General features: G+C 50.7%; 19 protein-coding genes. 3 read left to right on the top strand and 16 right to left on the bottom strand.

Features of this window, described 5'->3' with window-relative positions; all coding sequences use genetic code 11:
- The first annotated feature begins 46 nt into the window (after positions 1–46).
- Positions 47–2,683: a [protein-PII] uridylyltransferase gene (locus tag NQD60_RS02755; RefSeq protein ID WP_257100966.1), complete on the top strand. Its 2,637-nt coding sequence runs from the start codon at positions 47–49 to the stop codon at positions 2,681–2,683.
- Positions 2,684–2,701: 18 nt separating this feature from the next.
- Here NQD60_RS02755 and ligA read toward each other — a convergent pair whose 3' ends face one another.
- The 7 genes from ligA to NQD60_RS02720 form a co-directional block, all read right to left on the bottom strand.
- Positions 2,702–4,759, bottom strand: coding sequence for an NAD-dependent DNA ligase LigA (ligA, locus tag NQD60_RS02750; protein WP_257100965.1), 2,058 nt, complete (start codon positions 4,757–4,759; stop codon positions 2,702–2,704).
- Between the two features lie 87 nt (positions 4,760–4,846).
- Positions 4,847–5,539 carry a response regulator transcription factor gene (locus tag NQD60_RS02745; RefSeq protein WP_257100964.1) on the bottom strand — a complete coding sequence of 231 codons (693 nt, stop codon included), beginning with the start codon at positions 5,537–5,539 and terminating at the stop codon, positions 4,847–4,849.
- Positions 5,540–5,638: 99 nt separating this feature from the next.
- Positions 5,639–6,673: a Tim44 domain-containing protein gene (locus NQD60_RS02740; protein ID WP_257100963.1), complete on the bottom strand. Its 1,035-nt coding sequence runs from the start codon at positions 6,671–6,673 to the stop codon at positions 5,639–5,641.
- Between the two features lie 22 nt (positions 6,674–6,695).
- Positions 6,696–7,436 (bottom strand): bifunctional demethylmenaquinone methyltransferase/2-methoxy-6-polyprenyl-1,4-benzoquinol methylase UbiE, encoded by a 741-nt coding sequence (gene ubiE / locus NQD60_RS02735; RefSeq protein ID WP_257100962.1) that lies wholly within the window; start codon positions 7,434–7,436, stop codon positions 6,696–6,698.
- 25 nt (positions 7,437–7,461) lie between these two features.
- On the bottom strand, positions 7,462–7,905 hold the full coding sequence (locus NQD60_RS02730) for an HIT family protein (protein ID WP_257100961.1): 444 nt from the start codon (positions 7,903–7,905) through the stop codon (positions 7,462–7,464).
- Positions 7,902–11,882 carry an FAD/FMN-binding oxidoreductase gene (locus NQD60_RS02725; protein WP_257100960.1) on the bottom strand — a complete coding sequence of 1,327 codons (3,981 nt, stop codon included), beginning with the start codon at positions 11,880–11,882 and terminating at the stop codon, positions 7,902–7,904. Before NQD60_RS02725 ends, NQD60_RS02730 begins: the two co-directional genes overlap by 4 nt.
- Before the next feature lie 89 nt (positions 11,883–11,971).
- Positions 11,972–12,754: a hypothetical protein gene (locus NQD60_RS02720; protein ID WP_257100959.1), complete on the bottom strand. Its 783-nt coding sequence runs from the start codon at positions 12,752–12,754 to the stop codon at positions 11,972–11,974.
- Positions 12,755–13,595: 841 nt separating this feature from the next.
- On the opposite strand from NQD60_RS02720, the gene queF reads away from it, so the two are divergent.
- On the top strand, positions 13,596–14,420 hold the full coding sequence (gene queF, locus NQD60_RS02715) for an NADPH-dependent 7-cyano-7-deazaguanine reductase QueF (RefSeq protein WP_257100958.1): 825 nt from the start codon (positions 13,596–13,598) through the stop codon (positions 14,418–14,420).
- A gap of 86 nt (positions 14,421–14,506) precedes the next feature.
- On the opposite strand, the gene NQD60_RS02710 is transcribed toward queF, so the two are convergent.
- Entirely contained in the window at positions 14,507–16,507 is a 2,001-nt protein-coding gene (locus NQD60_RS02710; RefSeq protein ID WP_257100957.1) for an ATP-dependent DNA helicase, read from the bottom strand.
- Positions 16,494–17,036 (bottom strand): hypothetical protein, encoded by a 543-nt coding sequence (locus NQD60_RS02705; protein ID WP_257100956.1) that lies wholly within the window; start codon positions 17,034–17,036, stop codon positions 16,494–16,496. Before NQD60_RS02705 ends, NQD60_RS02710 begins: the two co-directional genes overlap by 14 nt.
- Positions 17,037–17,233: 197 nt before the next feature.
- On the opposite strand from NQD60_RS02705, the gene NQD60_RS02700 reads away from it, so the two are divergent.
- On the top strand, positions 17,234–19,540 hold the full coding sequence (locus NQD60_RS02700; RefSeq protein WP_257100955.1) for a Tex family protein: 2,307 nt from the start codon (positions 17,234–17,236) through the stop codon (positions 19,538–19,540).
- A gap of 12 nt (positions 19,541–19,552) precedes the next feature.
- Here NQD60_RS02700 and NQD60_RS02695 read toward each other — a convergent pair whose 3' ends face one another.
- The 7 genes from NQD60_RS02695 to NQD60_RS02665 all read right to left on the bottom strand — a co-directional run bounded on the left by NQD60_RS02695 (position 19,553) and on the right by NQD60_RS02665 (position 26,792).
- A complete protein-coding gene (locus NQD60_RS02695) occupies positions 19,553–20,896 on the bottom strand; it encodes an adenylosuccinate synthase (protein ID WP_257100954.1) in 1,344 nt (447 codons plus the stop codon).
- A gap of 102 nt (positions 20,897–20,998) precedes the next feature.
- A complete protein-coding gene (gene hflC, locus NQD60_RS02690) occupies positions 20,999–21,922 on the bottom strand; it encodes a protease modulator HflC (RefSeq protein WP_257100953.1) in 924 nt (307 codons plus the stop codon).
- On the bottom strand, positions 21,909–23,219 hold the full coding sequence (gene hflK / locus NQD60_RS02685; protein ID WP_257100952.1) for an FtsH protease activity modulator HflK: 1,311 nt from the start codon (positions 23,217–23,219) through the stop codon (positions 21,909–21,911). The genes hflC and hflK overlap by 14 nt, the downstream gene beginning before the upstream one ends.
- A 31-nt stretch (positions 23,220–23,250) precedes the next feature.
- Complete coding sequence (gene hfq / locus NQD60_RS02680) at positions 23,251–23,493, bottom strand: RNA chaperone Hfq (protein ID WP_223693962.1); 243 nt, start codon at positions 23,491–23,493, stop codon at positions 23,251–23,253.
- Positions 23,494–23,646: 153 nt separating this feature from the next.
- A complete protein-coding gene (der, locus tag NQD60_RS02675; protein ID WP_223693960.1) occupies positions 23,647–24,984 on the bottom strand; it encodes a ribosome biogenesis GTPase Der in 1,338 nt (445 codons plus the stop codon).
- Positions 24,981–26,129, bottom strand: coding sequence for an outer membrane protein assembly factor BamB (gene bamB / locus NQD60_RS02670; protein ID WP_257100951.1), 1,149 nt, complete (start codon positions 26,127–26,129; stop codon positions 24,981–24,983). Before bamB ends, der begins: the two co-directional genes overlap by 4 nt.
- A gap of 12 nt (positions 26,130–26,141) precedes the next feature.
- Complete coding sequence (locus tag NQD60_RS02665) at positions 26,142–26,792, bottom strand: tetratricopeptide repeat protein (protein ID WP_257100950.1); 651 nt, start codon at positions 26,790–26,792, stop codon at positions 26,142–26,144.
- Between the last annotated feature and the right edge of the window lie 17 nt (positions 26,793–26,809).

The following is a 26,809-nucleotide window of genomic DNA, read 5'->3' as shown; positions in this document are numbered from 1 at the left end:
GCCGTTGCTTTATGATTAACTATTTTGTACTCGATGCAAATTGACAATGAGTGCGATGCAAAGTAAGCGTTTGCCTGGCAACCCTACGGCTCAAGCTGCCAGCTTTAAAACCACCAAAGCCGCACTCATTGAAAAGTTTAACGCCATCGGCAAAATTGATACATTCATGCGTGCGCTAGCACGCACTGCCGATCACGCGCTTTTAAATGCATGGCACTTATGTCAGCTACCGCCATCTTTTGTGCTAACGGCAGTGGGCGGTTTTGGCCGGGGCGAACTGGCGCCCCACTCTGACCTCGATATTCTCATTTTGTTGCCTGCTGAACCCGATGCCAACTTAACCGCTAAGCTCGAATCCTTTATTGGTATGGCTTGGGACCTTGGCCTGGAAATTAGCAGCAGCGTACGCACCATCGCACAGTGTATAGAGGCGGCGAGCCAAGATATTACGGTGCAAACTGCCCTCCTCGAAGCGCGCCGTATCGGCGGCGACTTAGCGCTCTTTAGTCAGTTTATAAGCTGCTTTAATCAAGCCCTGGATACGCGCGCATTCTTCCAGGCAAAGCTGCTTGAAATGCAACAACGCCATGCGAAGTTTCAGGATTCTCCCTATAGCCTTGAACCTAATTGCAAGGAAAGCCCAGGCGGATTACGCGATTTGCAGCTTATTCTATGGTTGACGCGTACAGCCGGCTTTGGCCATAGCTGGCACGAACTTGAGCTAGGCGGCCAACTCACCGTGCGCGAAGCTCGTGAATTGCGCCGCAACGAACTCTTTTTAAAAACGCTACGCGCCCGGCTGCATATTTTGGCTGGCCGGCGGCAAGATGTGATTGCTTTTGATTTTCAAACACAGCTGGCTGAAAGCTTCGGCTATCGCGCAACGCCTGCTAAGCGTGCTAGCGAGCAAATGATGCGTCGCTATTACTGGGCGGCTAAGGCTGTCACCCAGCTCACCACGATTTTGCTGCAAACGATTGAAGCGCACTTTTTTCCAGAGACAAGCGGCATTACGCATAGACTGTCCGAGCGCTTCGCTGAAAAACAAGGCATGATCGAAATTCTGCAAGATGATCTGTATCAGCGCGAACCTGATGCGATTTTTGAAACTTTTTTGCTGTGCGAGCGCACTCCCGGCGTTAAGGGCTTATCGACTCGCACGTTGCGTGCCTTATACAATGCGCGCAACGTGATGAACCAAGAGTGGCGCCGCTCGCCACAAAACCGCCAACACTTTCTTGAGATTTTGCAGCTATCGCAGAACTCTACAGAGAGCTCAGGCACCGCCCACGCCCTGGGACTGATGAACCAAACGAGTGTGCTGGGTCGCTACTTATTAAGCTTTTGGCGGATCGTGGGGCAAATGCAGCACGATCTTTATCATGCCTATACAGTAGATCAACATATCTTAATGGTGTTGCGCAATTTGCACCGCTTTGGCGTTGCAGAACATGCTCATGAATATCCATTCTGCAGCCAATTGATGATGAATTTTGAACAGCCATGGGTACTCATGATTGCCGCACTTTTTCATGACATTGCCAAGGGACGGGGAGGCGACCATTCAATCCTTGGCATGGCCGAAACACAGCGCTTTTGCCGCGAGCACAAGCTAGCGGCTGCAGATGCTCACTTGATTGTCTGGCTGGTCGAGCACCATTTAACCATGAGCCGAGTCGCACAAAAACAAGATACCAGCGATGCGCACGTCGTCAAGCGTTTTGCAGATCAAGTACAAACCGAGCGCCAACTTACCGCGCTTTATTTACTGACGGTGGCCGATATTCGCGGCACGAGTCCGAAGGTTTGGAATGCCTGGAAAGGCAAATTACTTGAAGACTTGTACCGGCTCACCCTAAATACACTCGGCGGTATGCAACCCAATACGCATTCGGCGCTGGCGCTCCGTAAAGAGCAAGCACTCGTGCTGCTGCAGCAGCACTTGATCCCGGCGGGTGCCTCCCAAGCTTTTTGGGAGCAGCTAGACATTGCTTACTTTTTACGCCATGACGCCCCCGATATTGCCTGGCAAACGCATGCACTTTATTTATATCTCGAAACCCCTCAGCCGATTGTCCGAGCTCGTCGCTCACCGCTTGGGGAAGGGGTGCAAGTGCTGGTCTATATGAAAGATCAAGCCGATTTGTTTGCCGGTATTTGTAGTTACTTCGACCGTCATGCTCTATCCGTATTAGATGCGCGCATCCACACCACCCGCCATGGCTATGCGCTGGATAGTTTCTTTGTGACTCACGCTTATTACAGCCTAGACGACAATCCGCATAGAGCAGCAAATGAAACGCTGCACGACTACGATGAAATCACCGCGCGCATTGAGCGGCAATTAGCGCTCCATCTGGCGGCCGCCAAACCACTACGCAGCCCATCTCCAGGCAGGCTGTCAAGGCAATCACGTACTTTTCCGAGCACGCCACGGGTTAATTTGCGCGCCGATGAACGTGGCCAATATTACATCCTGTCACTCTCAGCCAATGACCGGCCAGGGCTCCTCTATGCAATTGCCTATATACTCGCGGCACACCAAATCAGCCTACATGCAGCACGCATCAATACGCTAGGAGAGCGCGTTGAAGACATGTTTTTGCTCGCCGGTGCAAAACTCGCTAACCACCGGCAACAGATTCAGCTTGAAACCGAATTACTCCGCGCCATTGCAGTCTGAGATTTTGAGCCACCGGCACTAAAGATCTTGCGGCGACTCTACGCTTGCCAACAACTGGCGCAAACCCTCTTCATCAAGCACCTCAACCCCTAGCGCCTCCGCTTTCGCGAGTTTGCTACCAGCATCTGCCCCAGCAATCACATAATGGGTTTTGCTGGAGACTGAAGCCGCGACTTTGGCGCCCGCGGCTTCCAGTTGCGCCTTTGCTTGTTCGCGGGTTAAGTTAGGTAAACTGCCCGTTAGGACGACCGTCTTACCGGCCAACGGTCCAGCACTAGGCCGCGCAGCAGGTGGCCCTTCAGGCCAGGTTACACCGGCTGCGCGCAATTGTTCAATCACCTCGAGATTATGCGCTTGGGCAAAAAATTGGAGGATGGATTCCGCCACCACCGGCCCGACCTCATCGACTTCGAGCAATCCTTCGCGGGACGCCTGTATCAGCGAATCAAGCGCACCGAAATAACGCGCTAAACCAAGCGCAGTTGACTCGCCAACGTGGCGTATACCAAGTGCATAGATAAAACGAGCCAACGTAGTCTGCTTAGCATGTTGCAATGCAGCAAGCAGGTTTTGGGCAGACTTGTCAGCAAAACGTTCAAGCGCAACCAGCGTTGCAACGTCTAGCTTAAACAAATCGGCAGGCGTACGCACCAGCTCTTGTTCGACCAGTTGATCGATAATTTTTTCTCCCAGACCATCAATCTCCAGCGCGCGCCGCTGAGCAAAGTGCCAAAGTGCTTGCTTACGCTGTGCGGCGCAAGCCAGGGCCCCCGTGCAACGAGCAACCACCTCACCGGGCAAGCGTTCAATCGCAGATCCGCATACTGGACACTCAGTTGGCATCTCAAAACGGTGCGCATCGATGGGCCGGCGCTCAATTAATGCGCTCACCACTTCTGGAATCACATCGCCAGCCCGCCGCACAATCACTGTATCGCCAATCAAAATATCTTTGCGCCGCACTTCATCTTCATTGTGCAGGGTCGCATTGGTCACCATTGCGCCCCCCACAAACACGGGTTCAAGCCGTGCGATCGGCGTAACCGCACCGGTGCGGCCCACATTAACCTCGATTGCAATCAACTTGGTCAAGGCCTCTTGTGCAGGAAATTTATGCGCCAGTGCAAAGCGCGGCGCACGCGCAACAAAACCAAGCCGCAATTGATCTTCCAACTGGTTCAATTTGTATACGACACCGTCGATTTCATAAGGCAAACTATTGCGTTGCTCGCTCATTGCCTTAAAAAAGCCAAGTAACCCCACTGCTCCTTGCACGACCGCACGCATTTCACAGACTGGGAGGCCCAGCTCCAGATACCAATCCAGCAAAGCTTGGTGCGTGGGTGGCATGGCAACGCCGGCAAGCGCACCTATCCCATAAGCAAAAAATGACAGTGGCCGGCTGGCGGTGATTTTTGGATTGAGCTGGCGCAAGCTGCCTGCCGCTGCATTACGCGGATTAGCAAACTCTCGCTGACCCGCTGCGCGCTGACGCTCATTTAATGTGTCAAAAGCACTTTTGAGCATAAACACTTCGCCACGCACTTCAAGCAGCTCAGGGATAGAGGACCCATACAAACGCAGCGGAATCGAGCGTAGCGTGCGGATATTGGCCGTAATATCCTCTCCGCGCACGCCATCGCCCCGAGTTGCCGCCTGCGTCAGTACCCCGTCGAGGTAACGCAATGAAACCGCAAGTCCATCAAACTTGAGTTCACAAGCATAGTTTAGGCCTGTATCCAACTCTGTTTTATTCAGCCCTTGCGCGCAACGTTTATCAAATGCTTCAATCTCTTCATCGCTAAAACCATTGTTCAGCGACAGCATCGGCACCGTATGCACAACCGGCTTAAAACCCTCGGCAACCTGGCCGCCTACGCGTTGCGTAGGCGAGTCTGGTGTCAGCAAATGAGGATTTTCTGTTTCAATGTCTACCAACTCGGCAAACAATTGGTCGTATTCGGCATCAGGTATTGCCGGGGCATCCTGTACGTAATAGGCATCATTGTGCTGCTCGATTTGCGCGCGCAGCGCTGCAGCACGTTCAGCTTTGTCATGGTCTACTGGGTTATGCATGTGGTTTTTAGCTTGATGGGGAAGTGAATGCTGCAAAGCCGATAGCATACCAACTACCCTAGGCAGTCAGTCATTTAGCTAAAAGGGCTAGCCTTGATTTACCTTGGCTTTCAAAGAAGGGCCAATTTTAAAAAGTTGGCAGTCATTCTGAATACCCAATTTACGGTAAGCAGCCCTCTTTTGAGCACTTACTGTTTTTATACTGCGTGAGAATTTTTCTGAAATTTGCGTCAATGTCAGGCCCTCAAGACAACAACGTAAAACTTCACGTTCACGGGGAGATAAGATATCGTAATCCGTACGTGAATCCTGCCCCGTATGCCCCAAAGTGACCACTTCGCTTAGCGCATAAGATGGGCCAGAAAGTTGTTCTGCCAACTGCACGCCTAAGTAAGCCTGCCCGGAGGCAACGATACGAATCGCCTGCGGTAGCTCGGCTAAATTCTGGCGCTTACTAAAAAAACCGCGCGCGCCCGCTCGCATCACTAACATCATGGTGGCTGGATCATGATGCGCTGAGGCCACAAGGACTTTAATCCTTTCATAACGCACGCTTAGATAGCGGACCAAATTAACGCCATCAAGATCGCGCTCACCCAATGAATAATCTATCAGTAAAACATCACAAGTATGACTTCTAAGCGCAGCTAGCAACGCACGGCTGGTAATGAAAGTACCAACGATCTTAATATCCGGCGCGGCGCATAATTGCGTCTTAAATCCATCCAGTACTACCGGATGGTCGTCAAGCAGCATAACAGTTAAAGCAGGAGTAGACATAGCATTTAGCTAGCAGTGGGCGATACAATGCAAGCGCTAACATAATAAAGGGCGCCTACAAGAAGCGCCCAAAAAATGTTTTTAGTTAAATCAAACGCACTAAGAAAGTAATGGCACGCCGCTAGGTGAAGTATCTTGCTCAATGCCAGCCAGTAACCAACCTTCATGGCCTCGTTTAGTGAGATTCCATTGTTCAGAAAACGGCTGAGCATGGGTCCCCAGCTCTTCCCGAATCAATCCTGAGAATTGTACGCTCGCTAAAGTCTCGCCTGCTTGCTCTTCAAGGCCAATCAGCGCGGCTTCAAGTTGCACAATTTCTGTTTGATTCAACGCCATACCGCGCTCAGCTAGATCGAGTTTGATCTCAGCAAACATGGCCGGGGTTGTGAATTCACGAATATCGGCCGCATCGCCGGCATCCCAAGCGGCCTGTAGGCGGACGAAAAGAACTTTGGCGTTACGCAAAAAAAGCGTCGTATCAAAATGGGCTGGCACAGCGTTTACAGGCTGTACTGCTGTATGAGCAGACGCCATACCGCCGCTAAATTGCGACGCCAGACCTTTCTGATCTTGCGCAAAACCCGCACGCATATCGAAATTCGAGCCAGCGTTTGAAGCCATTGCCGGCTCATGCGCACCACGCATAAACGCTGGCGAAGCCGCCACGCTATTACGCGCCTGTCGCGCGGCAAGCCAACGCACCAACCAATAGCCAAGTAGAGCAATTCCGCCAATGATAATTAGGTTAGAGAGCAAGCCACCTAACGCTCCACCTAAACCTAGGTGAGACAAAAGAGCGCCAATCCCTAGCCCAGCAGCAATCCCGGCCAGCGGACCGAGCCAACGATTACGCGTTGGCTGGGCAGCCGCATGGGGCCGACTTGGGCGCGGATTAGGAGCGGCTTGCTGGCGCTTAAACATCTGCGCTTGGCGACCACTGCTACGGCCGCCGCCCATGCGTTTAGCCTCAGCCTCTTGCATCATCAGTCCCAGCGCGAGCACACTGGCTAGCATCAGCACAACAACGCGCTTTAAAGTCAGCCTGGCCATCCGCCGCACCAGGAAATTCCGGCCAGCACGAGCCAATGAACTTAGAGAGAAATCAGCAAACTGTATAGCTGATAAAGAAAACATTGGATAGACCTCAGTTAGAAAATTAATATTTTATGCCAATATGCAGGGCAACCGCCCCTGCCGCCAAATTATGATAATTGACCTGATCGAAACCTGCTTGTGCCATCATCGCCTGCAAAACGTTTTGATCAGGGTGGACCCGGATCGATTCAGCTAGATAGCGGTAACTCTGCGCATCACGCGTAACCTTGTGGCCAAGCCATGGCAATATTTTAAATGAATAAAAATCATACAGCTTAGCCAAGGGCGCCCAGATCTTTGAGAATTCAAGCACTAATAATTTGCCACCCGGTTTGAGCACGCGCCGCATTTCGGCGAGTGCCACCTCTTTATGCGTCATATTACGTAAACCAAAAGCCACCGTCACCACATCAAAATAGCCAGCAGGAAACGGAATTCGCTCTGCGTCGCATAAGAGTGTGGGTGTGATCAAACCTTGATCGAGCAAGCGGTCCCTGCCCACGCGCAACATCGATTCATTAATATCAGTGAGCCAAACCTCGCCACCTTGATTCAAGTCGCCCACTTGTTTGGCAAAAGTTTTAGCCAAATCTCCGGTGCCGCTAGCCAAGTCAAGCACCTTAAAACCGGGCCTTACACCGGCTTGCGCAACAGTGAATGCTTTCCATGCCCGATGGAGACCGACCGACATTAAATCATTCATTAAATCGTATTTTGCGGCAACCGAATCGAATACGTTTGCCACTTTGCGCGCCTTCTCGTTTTCAGCAACCGTCTGAAAGCCAAAGTGCGTTTTACTCATTAGATCAACCTTCCATAATAAATCATCAGTGAGGCGCCACCACCGGCTGACTTGCAAGACCACTCATGATGGCTGCTCGCAATTCAAGTGCACGGCTGCGGCGTAGCTGTAAAACCGCTTCGGCTGTGGCGCGCACGCGCGGCCCCCAGATCGGCGCTGGGAAATGGGCGTCATCAGCATAGCGCGGAATCAGGTGCCAGTGCAAATGCGGCACTTGATTGCCAAGGCTAGCCAGGTTCATTTTTACGGGCTGCATCACCCGCCGGATAATCCGCTCAACTTGACTGACGATATCGATTAAATATTCCCGTTGCCGAGGCTCAAGCTCCGAGAACTCAGTCATATGGTTATTCCATATAACCCGGCAAAAACCCGGGTAATCGGCTTCATCGATAGTCACAACCCGCACTTTATCGTCATGCCAAAGTAAATCGCCCCCAGCAGTTTCGCATAACACACAGTTTGTCATACTAGCACCCGTTCAATTCCTCCCGCATTGGCCTGCTTCACATAATCGGGCAACCAATTTTCACCTAGCAGGTGACGCGCCATTTCAACCACAATATAATCTGCATCAATATTAGCATCGTCATGATAGCGCGCTAGCCCTTGCAAGCAAGATGGGCAGCTTGTTAACACCTTAACTTCGCCAGCAAAACCATCCGCGCGCACGCGCGCTGCACCTTTCTTAAGCTCTTCCTCTTTACGAAAACGCACTTGCGTCGAGATATCCGGGCGCGTAATCGCAAATGTACCCGCCTCACCACAACAACGGTCACTTTTTTCAATTTGGCCTGGACCCGCCTCGGTACCCATTAACTGGTTGACCAGTTGCGTCGGATTCATGGTTTTAATTGGCGTATGGCAAGGATCATGGTACATATAGCGCACCCCCGCTACGCCTTCCAGTTTAACCCCTTTTTCGAGGAGGAATTCGTGAATATCAATTAACCGGCAACCTGGAAAAATTTTGTCGAACTCATAGCCTGCCAGCTGGTCATAGCACGTTCCACACGAGACAACAACAGTCTTAATATCCAGGTAATTCAAGGTATTGGCCACTCGGTGAAATAGCACGCGGTTATCCGTGACGATTTTTCCTGCCTTGTCCTCTTGCCCGGCACCGCGTTGCGGATAGCCACAGCACAAATAACCAGGAGGCAGTACGGTTTGCACGCCCACATGCCATAACATCGCTTGCGTCGCTAGCCCGACTTGCGAAAAAAGCCGCTCGGAGCCACAACCGGGAAAATAAAACACGGCATCTGAATCGACCGTCGTGGTGTGCGGATTGCGAATGATCGGCACAATTTTATTGTCTTCAATATCAAGCAACGCGCGCGCGGTTTTTTTCGGCAAATTACCCGGCATTTTCTTGTTAACAAAGTGAATCACCTGCTCCACAACCTTAGCCCTACCTACACTTGTAGGGGGCCGCGCCGTTTGCTTTTTGGCGAATCTTTTCAGCACGACGTGACCTAGCCGTTGCATTTTATAGCCCCAGCCAATCATTATCTGACGAGCGAAACGAATCGTTCTCGGTGCCGTCGCATTCAGAAAAAATAAACTGACCGCCGTTCCTGGATTAAATTTTTTCTTACCCATTTTGCGCAATAAATTACGCATATTCATCGACACATCGCCAAAATCAATATTGACGGGACAGGGCGACAAACACTTATGGCACACCGTGCAATGGTCAGCCACATCGTTAAATTCATCCCAATGTTTCAGCGATATGCCACGGCGCGTCTGCTCCTCATATAAGAAAGCCTCAATCAACAGCGAAGTAGCCAGAATTTTATTGCGCGGGCTATATAATAGATTCGCTCGCGGCACATGGGTGGCGCACACTGGCTTGCATTTACCACAGCGCAAGCAGTCTTTAATACTATCGGCAATCGCACCAATGTCAGATTGCTGCATTAAAAGCGATTCATAGCCCATCAGCCCAAAACTAGGCGTATACGCATGACGTAAATCTGCATTTTCAAGCAATTTGCCTTGATTAAAATGCCCATTAGGATCAACCCGCCGCTTATACGCCCGGAAGTCAGCCAACTCCGGCTCGCTCAGAAACTCAAGTTTAGTGATGCCAATGCCGTGCTCGCCAGAAATCACGCCATCAAGCGAACGTGCAAGCTGCATAATGCGTGCAACGGCCTGATGCGCGTCTTGCAACATCTCATAATTGTCTGAGTTGACGGGAATATTGGTATGCACATTACCATCGCCGGCATGCATATGCAGGGCGATAAACAGCCGCCCACGCAGTACGCGCTGGTGAATCGCCTGCACTTCATCGAGAATCGGCTTAAATGCAGCGCCATTAAAAATCTGTTGCAATGGCTTAAGAATTTCGTTTTTCCATGAGATTCGGATGGTATGGTCTTGCACTATATCGAATAGGCTGGCCTGTGGCTGAGCGCTGAGGCGTTGCTCAAAGGCGGATTCAAGCGGCGCATAGCCAAGTTGCAGCAATTGAGTATAGGCGCTAGCGAGTGGCGTAGCGAGTTCTGCGCGCACATATTCCCAGCGCACGTGGACCTTGTCTAGCACATCGAGAACATACTGTAGCCGGCCTTCAAGCCATTCAGCATTTGGAATGTCATTGGTTTCGCCGCTCTTACTGAGTGGCAGGGCCCGGCTCTTAAAAAAAGTTTCAAGCGCGCTCACCAACTGCAGCTTATTCTTGAGTGACAACTCAATATTAATCCGCTCGATATGATCCGTATATTCACCCATGCGATGGAGTGGAATCACTACATCTTCATTGATTTTAAACGCATTGGTGTGCTTCGCAATGGCAGCTGTGCGCGAGCGATCCAGCCAAAAACGCTTACGCGCTTCCGCACTCACGGCAACAAAGCCTTCGCCATTTTTGCTATTGGCTATGCGTACGACCTCGGAGGCCGCCGCCGCCACTGCGTCTGCATCATCGCCAACAATGTCGCCAATCAGCACCATTTTGGGCAAAGTAGCGTCCACGCCATGCTGCTTCGATTTAGCCGCATAGCCCACAGCGCGTAGATAGCGTTGATCTAAATGCTCAAGGCCTGCTAAGGTCGCACGGCCCGCTGCAGAGGCTTCAAATAAATATTGCTTAATCTCAACAATGCCTGGAATCGCGTCGCGCGCCTGACCGAAAAACTCAAGGCAAACGGTACGGATATGCGCCGGCATTTTGTGTAAAAGCCAGCGCGCACTTGTAATCAGCCCATCGCAGCCTTCTTTTTGCACCCCTGGCAAGCCAGCTAGAAATTTATCCGTGACATCTTTACCAAGCCCTTCTTTACGAAAACGCCAACCCTCTATCACGAGTGTCTCTGTGCGCAGCAACGCTTCGCCTGGCGCGCGTTTACCATCGAACCATTTCAATTCAAAGCGGGTCAGCGGCACCTCATGAATTTTACCCTGATGATGCTCAAGGCGCGTCACTTCAAGCCAATTTCCATCTGGATCGACCATCCGCCACCAGATCAGATTATCAAGCGCCGTACCCCACAAAACCGCTTTTTTGCCACCTGCATTCATAGCAATATTGCCACCAATGCATGATGCATCGAGCGAAGTGGGATCAACCGCAAAGACATAACCTGCTTGCTCAGCCGCCTCAGTTACGCGCCGCGTCACGACCCCCGCACCGCTTAAAATCGTGGCCGCTTGACACTCTCTTGTGTGACCCGGCAGTTCAATCAATTCAACCGCGCCAAGTTGCTCAAGTTTTTCTGTATTCAGGACAGCTGACCAGGGCGTTAGCGGCACAGCGCCGCCGGTATAGCCGGTGCCACCGCCACGCGGAATCACCGTCAACCCAAGTTCTATGCAGCCTTTAACTAAACCAGCCGTTTCGGCTTCATGATCCGGGGTCAGGACAACAAACGGAAATTCAATACGCCAATCGGTTGCATCGGTCACATGCGAGACGCGCGAGAGACCATCGAATTTCACATTATCTTTATGCGTATAGTGACTTAGCACTTTTAACGTACGCTGGCGCAGCGCACGTATGCGCTCAAACTCAGCGCTAAACGCTGCCACGGCCCCATGAGCGGCGACGAGTAATTGCTGCACTCGAGCCGTGCGCGCACGGCTCACTTCATCAGCACACGCATCTAAATCAAGGCGGCGCCGCTTTTCGATTTCAGCTAAGCGGTGGTTCAGTGCTTTGATAAGCAGGGTCCGGCGCTTTGGATTATCAAGCAGATCGTCTTGTAAATAGGGATTACGGCGTACCGCCCAAATATCCCCTAGCACTTCATAGAGCATCCGAGCGGAGCGACCTGTACGGCGTTGCCCGCGCAATTCGTCGAGCGCATGCCAAGCTTCTTCGCCCAGCAGCCGGATGACGATTTCTCGATCAGCAAAGGAGGTGTAGTTATACGGAATTTCGCGCAAGCGCGCAGCGGGTTGTTGTGCTTCAAAAGCCTGAGATGATACGTTCATGTCTACTTATAGCGAGCCAGCGGCCTTGCCGGCAATAATTGGCGCGAGATCGAATTGTACTGTATCGCTCACGCGGCTTAAAAGAGACCTTACTCCACTCCTTCCTCTTGTACTTCTTCCAAATGAGGCACCTGTTCCTCTTCCCTCACTGTTTTAAGCTCATCTGAAGTAAAGTAAACAAATTGTGCGCCCGTCTCAAACCAATGCTCAAAATGGTTATCTTCGATCTCTTCCCATGAGGGTTGATCACCTACTAGGGCATATTTATACCATTTTTTATTTCCTTCAAAACGGCGAAATACTATCAGAAAATAAGATTCATCCTCTTTTTTTTGAAAATTTTCAAGATTCTCAGAGGCAATATCGAAATTAGTTAATAACACTACTCTTTCAGTATTTATTATTTCATCTTTTGTAATATTATCTTCACTCAGCTTAAGAAATTTTTTCTCACAAAAATCTGATTCGGATAGCCGATTGAAATATATCTTTAATTTTACTTCTTCGTTGGAATCATCAGCATACAAGCAATACGTATCCAAACATAAAAGGAGAGAAAAATCACTAGAAAGCCCAGAAAAAACCTTTGATTTCAAATCGTTATATGAAATACCTAAATGAGAAACCTGATGTTCTAAGCTATTTACACCAGACTTCGGCGACTCCACCCAATTTTCACTCATGGAAAGTTGGTTTATATCAGTCACAATCGCAAGCACAGACGAGATGGAAGATGCCGCGGCAACAGAAACAGGAAGAGAGTAACGCTTAACAAGAGCTTCTTTTTTTGGGCATGCATAATTCTTCGCAAGAGGAATATAAACCTCCGAAGGCCATGATGCGGAATTCCTCTCCATCAAAGACTGATCCATACTATGCCTAAAATTAGACGGGGGCGAGACGGAAGATGAGGCGATTGATTTTGGATTAGAAGGGAGAGGACAGCGCCTAATAAGAGGCTCTACCTGCTGGCCTGCGCGATGACTCTCAATAGAATTTCTGGAGCTCTTCCTGGTCGAAAACTGAACCATACTAAGCGCAGAATTAGAAACGGGTGAGGTAGGGGATGATACGATTGATCTCGAATTAATAGCAGAAGAATAACGCCTAACCAGAGGGTCTTTCTTTTGGCCCGCACGACTCCCCCTAATAGAGTTATAAAGCTCAGACGAGGGCCATGGTACGGAATCACTCTCCGTCGAAGGCTGTGATAAGCCTTGGTGCTTTCCAATTAGTATCTCAAGCGGCTCTACGAAATTCTCACCCGCTGGAAATTTATTTATAAAGTCGGGCCGAGGTGTGACAGGAGGCGTTACTGACTCACTGGAAAGGCTCGCAAGAGAAGGGCTATTTTCATCTCCCCCTCCACAAGCAACCACACTTAAGCTTAGAATTACCGTAACAATCAATGACTTCATTAAATTTCTCTTTCATATTTTTTAACTGCCTCCTTAATAAGTATTTAACCAGCCTAAGCCCATCAAGTCGATAAGGACCAAATTGACAGGCTTTCCCCTTAATTTTGTTCAATTCATTGAATCATCTGTTCCGGCTAATTTTACTATAAGGTTGCACTATCCGAATATTTAGGGCATTTAGCGCTATGATTGCTGTTTTTCATCAGCACTCCAACAGTTTTTAGTTACCCTTGGGCTACCGCACTGGGATGAGAGCGCAAACCCAGTCTACCCGCTATTTTTAGGTTAAGAATCAATGCATCCGCACCTGTCCCCGCTTGGTCAAGCGACTGAATACAGTACACCATACGACCCTAACTTGCTTTTTCCGATTGCACGCCAGCCGCTACGCGAGCAAATTGGCATTTCAGCGGCTTTGCCTTTTTTGGGAGCCGATATTTGGAATGCCTATGAGCTATCATGGCTTAATGAACGAGGCAAGCCTCAGATCGCGCTAGCGCGTATCGTCATTCCAGCAGAATCACCCAACCTGGTCGAATCAAAATCGCTCAAGTTATATCTAGGCGCATTTGCCCAAACACAATTTGCCTCAGCAGATCAAGTCCGCACCCTGATCAGTGATGATTTGTCTGCACTATGTGGCATGCCAGTGTCCATTATTTTGACTCAACCCGCAGCTTTCGCCACCGTGCACTGGCAAGAACTCGACGGCTTGCTGCTTGACCGGCTTGAACTTGATATCGATCAGTATGAGACCGCACCTGAATTATTATCAGCACACTTTAACGAGGCTGACATAGAAGAAACGCTCGTCTCTAATTTACTCAAATCAAACTGCCCAGTCACCGGCCAACCTGACTGGGCAAGCATTCAGATCCGCTATACTGGCGCGCCAATTGATCATGCCGGATTATTGAGCTATCTGATCTCTTATCGGCTGCATACTGGCTTTCACGAGCAATGCGTTGAGCGTATTTTTATGGACCTCATGCAGATTTGCCGGCCGGACAAACTCGCCGTCTATGCGCGCTATACGCGGCGTGGCGGGCTTGATATTAACCCTTTCAGAGCGAATTTTAATCTATCGCTACCCAATAATATGCGTACCGCTCGCCAATAATCCAGCCGCTCTTCAGGGGCGTTTAACGATACGAAGCGGACTGCGCCGCTTCTTTGCGAACGAATGAATACGCACGCGAATCATATTCACACATGCTGTGCTTCATCGAAAAACGCCTGCACTTCACTCAAATCACGCGTACGTTTAAACGCTGGCAAACTTTGCCAAATCCGCCGTCCATACGGCTTATCAATCAAGCGCGAATCACAAATCATCAATACGCCTCGATCCGTTTCAGCCCGAATCAACCGGCCAGCACCTTGCTTTAAGGCAATCACCGCTTGCGGTAATTGATAATCAACAAACGGACTCAGCCCTTGCTTCTCAAGCAATGCAAGCCGTGCCGCAAGCACCGGATCATCGGGTGGCGCGAACGGCAATTTATCAATGATGACCACTGACAAAGCACCGCCACGGACATCCACGCCTTCCCAAAAGCTTTGACTTCCCACTAAGATGGCATTGCCGGCTTGTTGAAAACGCTCAAGCAATTCTCCTCGGCTCGCTTCCCCTTGCACCAATAATGGAAAATTCCATGTGCGCGTTTGACTGACTGCGCGTAAGCGCTGCGCAATTTGGTTGACCGCGCGCAACGTCGTGCATAAAACAAAGGCGCGTCCACCCGCGGCCTCAAGCACGGGTAAAACAGCCTCCCAAAGCGCATCGATAAAATGGGGCGAAGCGGGTTGCGGCAATCCTTGCGGCACATATAACAAAGCTTGCTGAGCGTAATCGAATGGACTGGGTAAACTCATTGAGCGGTCTGCATCAAGCCCCATTTGCGCTGCATAGTGCTTAAAATTACCTTTAACCGATAACGTCGCCGAAGTGAAAATCCAAGCACGTGGGGTATCCGCGCGCTGCTTCTCAAAAATCGCGGCAATCGACAGTGGCGTGATATGCAATTGCACCGTATGTGAAAAAACTTCGATCCAGCAGACCTGATCTGTTTGAGCCGGCGCAGTTGTCTGAAAATATTCCAGGGCATCATGCAACTCACGCGTGCGCCGCAAACAAGCGAGCAGGGGCTCGGCCCGCTCGGCTTGAGCTGCAAGCGTCACCATCAGGGTGGCAAGCTGAGCCGTTAAATCGGCAAGCGCCTCATGCAAAGGATGATCGGAGGTGAGCTGAGCCAGCGGAAATTTGGCGCTTTGCGTCTCAAACGCAAGCCGTACATCACGTGCAGCTTGGCCAAGCATGGCCCCTAGATCGACCCAGTCAGCCGCATCGCGTGCGGACTGAAGCCCTTCAGCAGTGATATCTCGCGCCAACTCCAGAAATTGACTGGTAGAAATGGCATCGCCAAAAAAAAGCGTGGCGGTGGCGGGTAATTGATGCGCTTCGTCAAAGATAACCGTATTGGCGCTGGGTAATAACTCAGCTACGCCGCTATCCCGCAGCATGATATCTGCAAAAAAGAGATGATGATTGACCACCACCATATCGGCCTGCTGCGCTTCGCGACGGGCGCGCATCACAAAACATTCTTTATAGTGCGAACATTCCTGGCCGAGACAATTCTCCCGCGTTGACGTAACCAGTCCCCAGACTGGAGCTGCTTCAGGCACCGTCGCAAGCTCTGCTTTGTCGCCGCTTTGCGTGATTTTGGCAAAACGGATAATGTCGCGTAACTGGGCAGCGTCTTGTGGCGAGGGCAATCTACCGCTACTGGCGGTGCGCTGCAAATAGTGATGACAAATATAGTTGGCCCGGCCTTTGAGCATCGCAACCGATACCGGCGCCGTCAGAGCATCACGCACCATCGGGATATCGCGCGCAAAGAGCTGATCCTGCAAATGCTTAGTGCCAGTCGAGATAATCACTTTGCCGCCCCACAAAATAGCCGGGATCAGATAGGCGAAGGTTTTACCTGTGCCAGTGCCGGCCTCAACCAGCAATGTGCTGTCGCTATGAGCCCCTATCTCAATGGTCGCAGCAACTGCCCGCGCCATCGTAAGCTGGGCTGCGCGCGGGCGATACCCCGCTAGCTTTCGCGCGAGCGGGCCATCCGTCGCAAAGAGGTGCTCAAGCTGAGCGGTGTGTTGCGCATCCAAGCCGCTTGCTAGCTCCGATTCATTGAGCGGCATCTGAATCCGGCTTGTGCTGACGCTGCGCCGAGCGGGCTGCTTGACGTCGTTTCGCGGCTTGTTGCTTGGCATCATAACGCGCCACTTGCTGGGCGCTACGTGCAGAACGCAAACGCGCTTGCTCTAGCTTACGCCGATGGTCAGCCTGTTTATCTTGGTAACGCGCCTGGTTGCGCCGCTCTTGCACTTTGCGCTGCGGCAAAGAAGCCGCTTCTTGCGCCCGCCGTTGCGCTAAATGTTCAGCATACTGCTGTGCGCGCAGCGCGCGCCATTCACGATCAAGTGCTAACTGCTCTCTACGCAGCGCAGCGCTATCGTCGTGCATCTTGGCACGAGTTTTATTTAAGCAATAATTAACAAAAAAACGAGAATAGCAATGATGCTGCTCGAATGCGTAGCCGTAATCGAGTGCCGCGGCACGCTCATTAAGCGCTACTTGGCGTGCATCAAGCATAGCCTGCACACCATCATCAGCGCGTACGCCTAAAGAGAGCGCCCAAAAAAGAATGGCAAGAAATGAATAGAACATAGAGAGGATTCTAACGCGTTCTTAGTTGCTTAGCTCATTTATAGCAGTCAACTTTCATCTATTGCCAGATATGGCTTTCTGGGTTAGGGCTGCATAAACTCTTCGAAAACAATGAATGTTTTAAAACATAGGAGCGGCCTATGGCAAAATGACAAATTTGCGGCCAACTGGCTCTTCAATCGATCGAAGTTTGACTTATGACGGATAACATCACTCTTGCCCTTATCCAACGCATTGCCACTGAACTTGCCGTGGCGCCACAGCAAATTGCGGCGGCAGTGCAATTATTAGATGGCGGTGCTACCGTTCCTTTTATTGCACGCTATCGCAAGGAGGCAACCGGTAACCTTGACGATACCCAATTGCGCACATTGGATACGCGGCTTGTATATTTGCGTGAACTCGAAGCGCGGCGCGCAACCATCCTGAACAGTATCGAAGAACAAGGCAAACTGACAGAGATTTTGCGTAACGCAATTAACGCCGCGCAGAGTAAGCAACTATTAGAGGATCTTTATTTACCGTATAAGCCCAAACGTAGAACACGCGCTCAAATTGCCCGCGAGGCGGGGCTTGAACCACTCGCACACGCCCTGCTATCAGACCCGTCGCTTGAGCCGCAGCATGAAGCAGAACGCTTTGTGAATGCCGAACATAACATTCCAGATGTTAAAGCCGCGCTTGATGGCGCACGAGATATTTTATCTGAGCAATTCGCTGAAACAGCAGAGTTGCTCAGTAAGTTACGCGATTATTTATGGCAGCAAGGTATCGTGTCATCGACCGTGATTGCTAGCAATACGCAGGATGAGGGCGAGAAATTCCGCGATTACTACAATTATGCACAAAGCATCCGTCTGATCCCGTCACACCGCTCGCTGGCGCTTTTTCGTGGACGTGGCGCCGGCGTGTTGCAGCTCAAGCTGACCCTAGAGGAGATACTTGAAACGCAAATACCTCATCCAGGTGAAGCGATGATTGCGGAGCATGTCGGTATTGTGCAGCGCAACCGGGCTGCCGATATCTGGCTTGCCAGTGTCTGCCGCTGGTGTTGGCGCGTAAAAGTTCAGCCTCAGCTAGAAAATGAACTTCTCACGCAATTGCGCGAGCAGGCTGAGCATGATGCCATCCTGGTCTTCGCCCGCAATTTGAAAGATTTACTGTTAGCCGCGCCGGCCGGTCCGCTGGCAGTGATGGGCCTCGATCCGGGACTACGTACCGGTGTCAAAGTTGCGATTGTTGACCGTACCGGCAAATTACTTGCAACAGATACCATTTATCCACATGAGCCCCGGCGGGATTGGCATGGCTCGATTGCCAAACTCGCGCGCCTTGCTCAAACAACCCAAGCAAGCCTAATTAGCATTGGCAATGGCACGGCTTCGCGTGAAACGGATAAGCTAGCGAGCGAATTAATCCAGCGCCATCCTGAATTAAAACTGCAAAAGCTTGTCGTCTCAGAAGCGGGCGCGTCGGTTTATTCTGCGTCTGAATTTGCCGCTCATGAATTCCCCGAGCTCGACGTTTCGTTACGAGGCGCGGTCTCTATCGCACGACGTTTGCAAGATCCTCTCGCTGAATTAGTAAAAATAGAACCCAAAGCGATCGGCGTTGGCCAATATCAGCATGATGTTAACCAGCGCGAATTAGCCCGCACTCTGGATGCCGTAGTTGAAGATTGCGTGAATGCTGTCGGGGTCGATTTAAATACCGCATCTTCTGCGTTACTGACGCGTGTATCTGGGCTAAACAGTACGCTAGCGCGCAATATTGTCGATTACCGTGACCTCAATGGCCCGTTCGCTTCGCGCGCTCATTTGAAGAAGGTACCCCGTTTAGGCGACAAGACGTTTGAGCAAGCGGCAGGGTTTTTGCGCGTCAATGGCGGCGAGAATCCGCTAGATCAATCGGCCGTCCACCCAGAAGCCTACCCAATCATTGAACGTATTCTTTCAAAGCTAGGCAAGCCTATTACGGCGATCATCGGCAAGCGCGAAGTATTAGCCACCCTCTCGCCAAGTGAATTCGTTAATGAACGCTTTGGGCTGCCAACCGTGCGCGATATTCTGGTTGAACTTGAAAAACCAGGGCGGGACCCGCGTCCTGAATTTAAGACAGCGAGTTTTCGTGAAGGCGTTGAAAAATTAAGCGACTTAACACCGGGCATGGTGCTTGAAGGAGTGGTCACCAATGTCGCTGCCTTTGGCGCTTTTGTTGACATTGGTGTGCATCAAGATGGCTTAGTGCATGTCTCTGCGCTGTCGAGCCGCTTTATCAAAGATCCGCACGAGATCGTCAAAGCGGGCCAAGTGGTACGCGTTAAGGTGCTTGAAGTTGATTTAAAACGACAACGTATTGCTTTGACAATGCGGCTTGACGATGAGGCGCCGGCGACTAAAAGCGTCGCGCAGCCGCCTCGTAATCCGCAGCGACATGAGCGCAAACCAGAACCTGCTGGCGCGATGGCCACGGCTTTTGCAAAACTGAAAGGGCCGCGGGTATGATGTATTTTTGTATTATGCCTTAAATGGATGACGCAGCAGAATCGTTTCGTCACGATCTGGACCTGTCGAGATCATATCAATCGGCACACCCGTAATGGCCTCAATGCGCTGCAGATATTGGCGCGCGTTCAATGGTAAATCATCCCAAGTACGGATACCTGCTGTACTTTGCCGCCAGCCGGCAAAGCTTTCATAGATGGGTTCACACTTGGCAGCAGCAGTCGCGCCAGGTGGCAACAACTCAAGCAAGTGACCATTCATTTTGTAGCCGACGCATAGCTTGATGGTATCGAATTCATCGAGCACATCGAGCTTAGTAATGCATAAACCGCTGACACCGTTGATTTGCAACGAGCGTTTCAAGGCTGCAGCATCAAGCCAGCCAGTCCGGCGCGGCCGCCCCGTCACTGAGCCAAATTCATTGCCGGCCTTAGCCAACGCCAAGCCGCTTGGCTCTTGCCGTTGCGGATTGTCCGCATCATAGAGTTCGCTAGGAAAAGGCCCGGCACCGACACGAGTGCAGTAGGCTTTAGTAATCCCGAGAATATAGTGCAACTGTTGCGGCCCGACCCCGGCGCCTGAGGTCGCCGCACCCGCGATACAATTGCTGCTGGTGACAAATGGATAGGTGCCATGGTCAATATCGAGCAGGGTGCCTTGTGCGCCCTCAAACAGCAGATTTTTGCCGGCGCGGTTTTGTTCATATAAAGCAGCAGAAACATCAGCGACCATCGGTGCAAGTGGCTCAGCAAAAGCTAACATCGTGTCTAGCGTTTGCTGATAATCCACAGGTTGGCCACCCAGATACTGGCTCAGTACGAAATTATGAAAATCGAGCGTGTCTCGCAGCCGTTCACTAAAGCTTGCCGGATCGAATAGATCTTGCACCCGTAACGCACGCCGGCCCACTTTGTCTTCATACGCTGGGCCAATGCCGCGCTTAGTCGTGCCAATCTTGCATGTGCCACCGCGCCATGCTTCACGCGCTTGATCAATCGCCACGTGATAGGGCAGAATTAAGGTGGCCGCCTCAGAAATAAAGAGTCGATCCCGCACCGCAAGACCTGCCGCTTCAAGTTCGCCAATTTCCTTAAACAGCGCCTCAGGCGAAAGAACCACGCCATTGCCGATATAGCACTTCACTCCCGCGCGCATAATGCCTGATGGAATCAAGCGCAGGATGGTTTTTTGGCCGCCGATGATCAGTGTATGGCCAGCATTGTGCCCACCCTGAAAACGCACGACTCCTTGCGCATGGTCAGTCAACCAGTCAACAATTTTTCCTTTACCTTCATCACCCCATTGGGTGCCGACCACGACGACATTGCGTCCTTGGGTTACTGCGCTGCCAGACATATTGGAATCTTTAGTTGGATTAAAAATGAATGTTACTCTTTCGCTGCGATCGGCCACTGATCGCAGCGTTTAACTAGGATACGATCGAAGATTCGTTCAATTTTAGCGCTTGCTACTTGGCATTCCTGCCGAACTATGCATAAAGCGGAAGAAGTCGCTCGTTGGGTCAACCACGATCACATCACGTTCACGAAAAGTCTGCCGATAAGCATCAAGACTTTTGTAAAAACGATAGAATTGTGGATCACGTCCGAACGCGCTTGCATAAATTGCAATGGCTTGCGCATCGCCGTTGCCCTTCACCATCTGCGCTCGTTTATAACCTTGCGCCAAGATCATTTCACGCTGACGGTCGGCATAGGAACGCTCTTCAGCAGCTTCAACCATGCCCGCCGAACGTAATTGGTGAGCAACCTCGGTGCGCTCGACTCCCATCTGTTTGTATATCGCATCATTCAACTCTGCCGGAAAATCCAGATGAGTCATAGATATATCGGCAATCTCAATGCCCAACATGCTTGTTTCACGCGTGATTTGTGTCTGCACGGCGTGCATTATCCGATTGTCGTTGTTGGCGACCAACTCAGCTACCGAGTGTTGCCCGAGTTCTACATTGAGTGCCGTGTGTGCCAATTGCAATAATTGACTCTGCGCAGGCGCCAATTCGTGACGAAAGTGACTAAAGTATTTGTCTGGATCAGTAATGCGCCATTTAATATATAGCCTGACTAATACTTGTTTTTTATCGGCCGTCAAATAATGCTCTGGATTCTGAGCCGTCACAGTTTGCGTCCGTTTATCCAATAACATGACTCTGTCAAATGGCAGCGGCAATTTCCAGTAAAGACCGGGAGCGCTAATCACTCGCTTGAGGCTACCCAGCCCAGAAACGACCACAGCATATTGACGCTGGTCCACCACCAACAACGTTGAGGCCCCCAAGGTCAGTGCAAAGAAAAAGGCAATCAATAGGGCGATTCGGTTCATCTTGAATTTTTGTCCTTTCACCGCATTAACGTCCATCATCGTTACGGTCCCGAGTGCGCAGCATGTCGCGTAGACTCGCCGGATCAGCGCTCGCTGGCGTAGTAGGACCAGTTGCTTGCTGACGATCTTTGGCCGGCGGCTGTCCAGCCACATGAGCCGCGCCTGCCGCTCCCTTTTCTGTAGCCGCAGGCCCTTTGCTTGGACTTGCATCAGGCGTTGCAGTCTGAGGCACTGCGCTGTTTGCCAATAGCTTATCAAGCGGCAGATGGATTAGAGCGCTAGTCATTTTGTTATCTACCAACACTTTAGTTGCATTGCCATAGATTTGCTGCATCGTTTCCAAGTACAGGTGCTCGCGAATGACCGCCGGCGCTTTTAAATATTCGGCAAGGACTTGCTTAAAACGCTCTGCATCCCCTTGCGCCTGAGCGATCACACGTGCCTTATGGCCCTCAGCCTCATTAATCATCTGTGCAACGTCCGCGCGCGCGCGCGCTAGGAGTGCATCGCTATGCGCGTTGGCCTGCTTCTTTTGACGTTCGTTCTCTTGCGTTGCCTTAAGCGCATCATCAAATGCCGCCTGTATCTGTGCGGGCCACCGTATCGTTTGCATTGTCACATCTTTAATGAGAATGCCTGTGTGGTACAGATCCAGTCTATTTTGCAGCTTTTGCTTGAGTTCAAACACCGCCGTTTCACGACTGTGAGAGAGCAGATCGTCTAGTTTGAGTTTGCCCAAAACCGCGCGAGCAGCGGCTTCACCTGCCTGCGCAATGCTAGCCTGCGCATCGACATTATTAAAGAGAAAGGCATGCGCATCTTTGATCTGATACCGTATAGTAAAACGCGCATCGACGAGCTTGCCATCTCGCGTCAGCATTGGCGAAGCTTTAACGCCAGCCGACTCATTGCTTTTATTGCCGCCGATTTCAACCGGCTGCGCCGGGACCAGATCAACCAATGTACATGACTGGAATGGATAGGGTAAATGCCACCGGATGCCAGTCGAGGTGGTCGTATATTTATAGCTTCCAAGCTGTGTAATCACGCCTGCCTGACCTTCTCCTACAATATAAACACCACTGCCCAGCCAAATAGCCAGCAGGAGCGCACACCCAATCCCAATGCCATAGTAACGGTTGTTTTTGCCCCCGCCAAATGGACCACGCCCGCCATTAGCCGCCTCTTTTAGTCCAAACAAGCGGCTTAAACGGCGGTTGAAGTCGCGCCAAAGCTCATCCAAATCGGGTGGATTATTGCGGCTATTAACGGCCCCGTTGATTTCCAATCTTTGCCCTTGCAAACGATCAAAGCCTAACCGGGCCCGTTTATGCACAACCGAAAACCACCCGTTTCCAGATAGCGTTTTAGTCCTGAGCTGCGTCAGCATCTGTAGAAAAATTGACTGGACGAGCAGGTACAACGGTAGAGATTGCGTGTTTATATACCATCTGGGTTACGGTATTTTTTAGCAATACTACATATTGGTCAAAAGATTCAACATTACCTTGCAATTTAATGCCGTTAACAAGATAAATTGACACCGGCACATGTTCTTTACGCAGTGCGTTCAGAAACGGGTCTTGTAATAGTTGCCCTTTATTACTCATAGTAAACTCCATTTTGCTTTTTGCGATTGGATTAATAAATCAAAATATTAAAAAATTCTAATTTCAGCCAGCTATTATAACTACAGCCAATTTACTAAGTGAAGCAAAATTCATTTCTAATTAATTTAAAAAATTAATTTAAAAAATTATGCCCTACTTTCTGTCAACGTAAGGATTGCGCCCTGATCGGAACTCTACTCTTAATGGAGTACCCGTCAACGCAAATGTTTCGCGAAATCTTCGTTCAAGGTAACGCCGATAAGAATCTGTTATCGCGTCAAGCGCATTCCCATGGATAATAATAATCGGCGGATTCTGACCACCCTGATGCGCATAGCGCAACTTTGGTCGTACCGGCCCCTTGCGACGTGGCTGCTGAAACTCAACTGCCTCGATCAACGCCCGCGTCAACTTCGGTGTTGGCAAATCTGCCATTGCCGCTGCATATGCGTCGTCAACCGAATGTACCAACGGATCGATGCCGATTTTTTTTGTCGCCGAAATAAAGTGAAACTTCGCGAAATCGAGAAATTGTAATTGTCGTGTTAACTCAGTTTTAAAACGCTCGCGCGTATGAGCATCAAGCCCATCCCATTTATTAACGCCAACGACTAATGCCCGCCCCTGTTCAATCACAAAACCCGCAATATGCGCGTCTTGCTCGCTGATATCCTGACATGCGTCAAGCAAAAGCACAACAACATTTGCATCAGAAATAGCTTGCAGGGTTTTAACTACCGAAAATTTTTCAACTGCTTCAAACACTTTACCACGACGACGCAAACCCGCTGTATCAATCAGCGTGTAAGGTCGCCCTTGCCGCTCGAAATCAATATAGATTGAATCACGAGTTGTCCCCGGCATATCAAACGCAATAACGCGTTCTTCGCCAAGCAACGTATTCACCAACGTCGATTTACCTACATTAGGACGGCCGACAATTGCAATTTTAACACCATGCGCTGCATTATCGGCCTCACTTTCATCCGCACGCCCAGCATAAGCAAGTTCGAGGGCGTGCTCTATCATGTCGCGCACGCCTTCCCCATGTGCCGATGAAATCGCACAGGGCTCACCTAAACCAAGCTCATAGAAATCAGCAACTACCGCGCTATGCTTCATTCCTTCGGCTTTATTCACCACTAAACTCAATGGCCGTCCGGTCTTACGTAGATGATCAGCAATCAAACTATCCTGCGGCGTCATTCCTTGGCGGGCATCTACGATGAAAACAACTACATCTGCCTCATCTATGGCTTGCTGTGTCTGACGCGCCATTTGGTGGACGATACCCTCTTTGACGACTGGCTCGAAGCCCCCCGTATCCACCACTAAATAGGGTCGCTCACCTAAACGGCCCTCACCGTAATGGCGATCTCGCGTTAAGCCAGGTAAATTGGCAACTAGCGCATCACGCGAGCGCGTCAGGCGATTAAATAAAGTTGATTTGCCGACATTGGGGCGCCCTACTAGGGCAATTACTGGCTTCATTTGGGGCGGAATGCGTATAAACTACCATTGCTCGTTTGCACAACGAGGGTGCGCTTGGCTAACACCGGCTGCGCGCTAATTGCACTGCCGTCTGTTGCCATTCGCGCAACCAAATCGCCTTGCTCACGTGAGAAAAAATGTACGAAACCACGATAATCGCCAACCGCAATTGTTTGGCCAGCGATGATCGGGGTTCCTAGTCCACGGCTTTTAAGCTTGGCATTTTGCCAAAGCAGCCTACCATTGACAGCATCATAGAGCGAGATCACTGACCAATCATCGCTTGCAACCAATGCGCTTTTATCCTGTGCAATCCCATGGTAGCTTGAGAATGGCTGCTCCCATAAAGGTTGCCCATTATGCACATTAAAACAGCCCAGGCTACCTTGAAAAGTCACGGCACAAGTTTGGTCATCTACCAACGTCGGAGCGCCGGCCACATCGTTTAAGCGCTCGACCTCGGTCACGCCCCTTGGATAGGCCACTGGGGTTTGCCAATAAGGCGCGCCGTTTGAAAGATTAATCGCTGCCAATGAACCATCTGGAAAGCCAGCGAGAAACGCGCCCATACCCGCAAATATCATCTCAGCGCTGGTACGCAAATTCAGCAACGGCGCACGATTATAAAACACCCATTTTTGTTCGCCTGTTTGCAGATCAAACGCAATAATGCGGCTATCTGTTGTGCGCACTAGCACCTTACCCTGGCCAACTAAAGGGGAGGTTAAGATTTCACCGTTTGCATTAGCCTGCCATAACAATTTGCCGTTGGCATCAAGTAAATAGACAGTGCCGTTTAAGCTAGCAACGGCCGCCACTGTGCCGTCGCTGCCAACCCCAGCGGATAAGTCAGTATCAAGCTTGGTGCGCCAGAGCGTCTGGCCACTGCCGGCATCAAATTTTGCTACCGTACCGTTGGCCCCAGCAGCATAAACTGCATCATCGAAAGCAATCGGCTGAAATAGATAACGGCCGCCCTTACCGACCTTTGCAGTCCAGATTTGCTCGACGCCAAGCACTGGGGAAAGGTCGGCGAGAGGGGTAGGAACGCGCCGCAAATCTTTCGACGATGAGCAAGCGGCGAATAGCAGCACAGCCAAGCTACAGGCAAGCGGATAAAACAGAGAGCGAGGTGAATAAATCATAAAAATATTATCTTAGCCGCCCAACGCATCAAGCTTGAGCTGGACCAGGCGACGTACCGGGCCATTGTTTGCATTATCCGTCGCCAACCACTGCAATGCGTCTTGATACGCTTGCCGCGCGTCATCACGTTTGCCTTGGGCCGCCAATAAATCGCCGCGGCGATCTGCATAGAGCGCTTTAAATGTATCCATCGGTGGCTGGGCAAGCAAGCTTAAACCCTGATCGTAGGCTTTTTCATCAAGCAAGATTGAAGCTAAGCGTAATCGTGCGATTTGCTGATATTCAGTATCTCGCGCATGCTCAATAGCCCATTGCAATTGGGTTTTAGCGGCCGCGCTATCGGCTGCTTGGTAGAAGGCTTTGGCGCCAATCAGTGCGCTCATCTGGGCATACGGCGTATGCTTAAATTTACTTTGCATATCGCTTATGATACGAGCAAGTCGCTCTTTATCGAACTCCTGGGCAGATGCCTGCGCAACTTGTTGCAGCTGTTCGTAAAGGACCGCTGCTTGCGCTACCTGCCGGCTTTGCCAGTAATTCCAGCCGCTCCAGCCAGCCCCGACCAATAGCACTATGGTTAATGATCGGATGAGGGTATTACCCCACCGAGTCCACCATGTTTTCATATTATCGAGTGTTTCCTGTTCGTCGTGATAACTCATACCATTGCTTCCTTTTA

This window comes from Mycoavidus sp. SF9855 (assembly GCF_024582735.1).
Lineage (GTDB): Bacteria > Pseudomonadota > Gammaproteobacteria > Burkholderiales > Burkholderiaceae > Mycoavidus.
The sequence above is the reverse complement of the archived record's forward strand: the minus strand, read 5'-3'. Positions and strand labels throughout refer to the sequence as shown.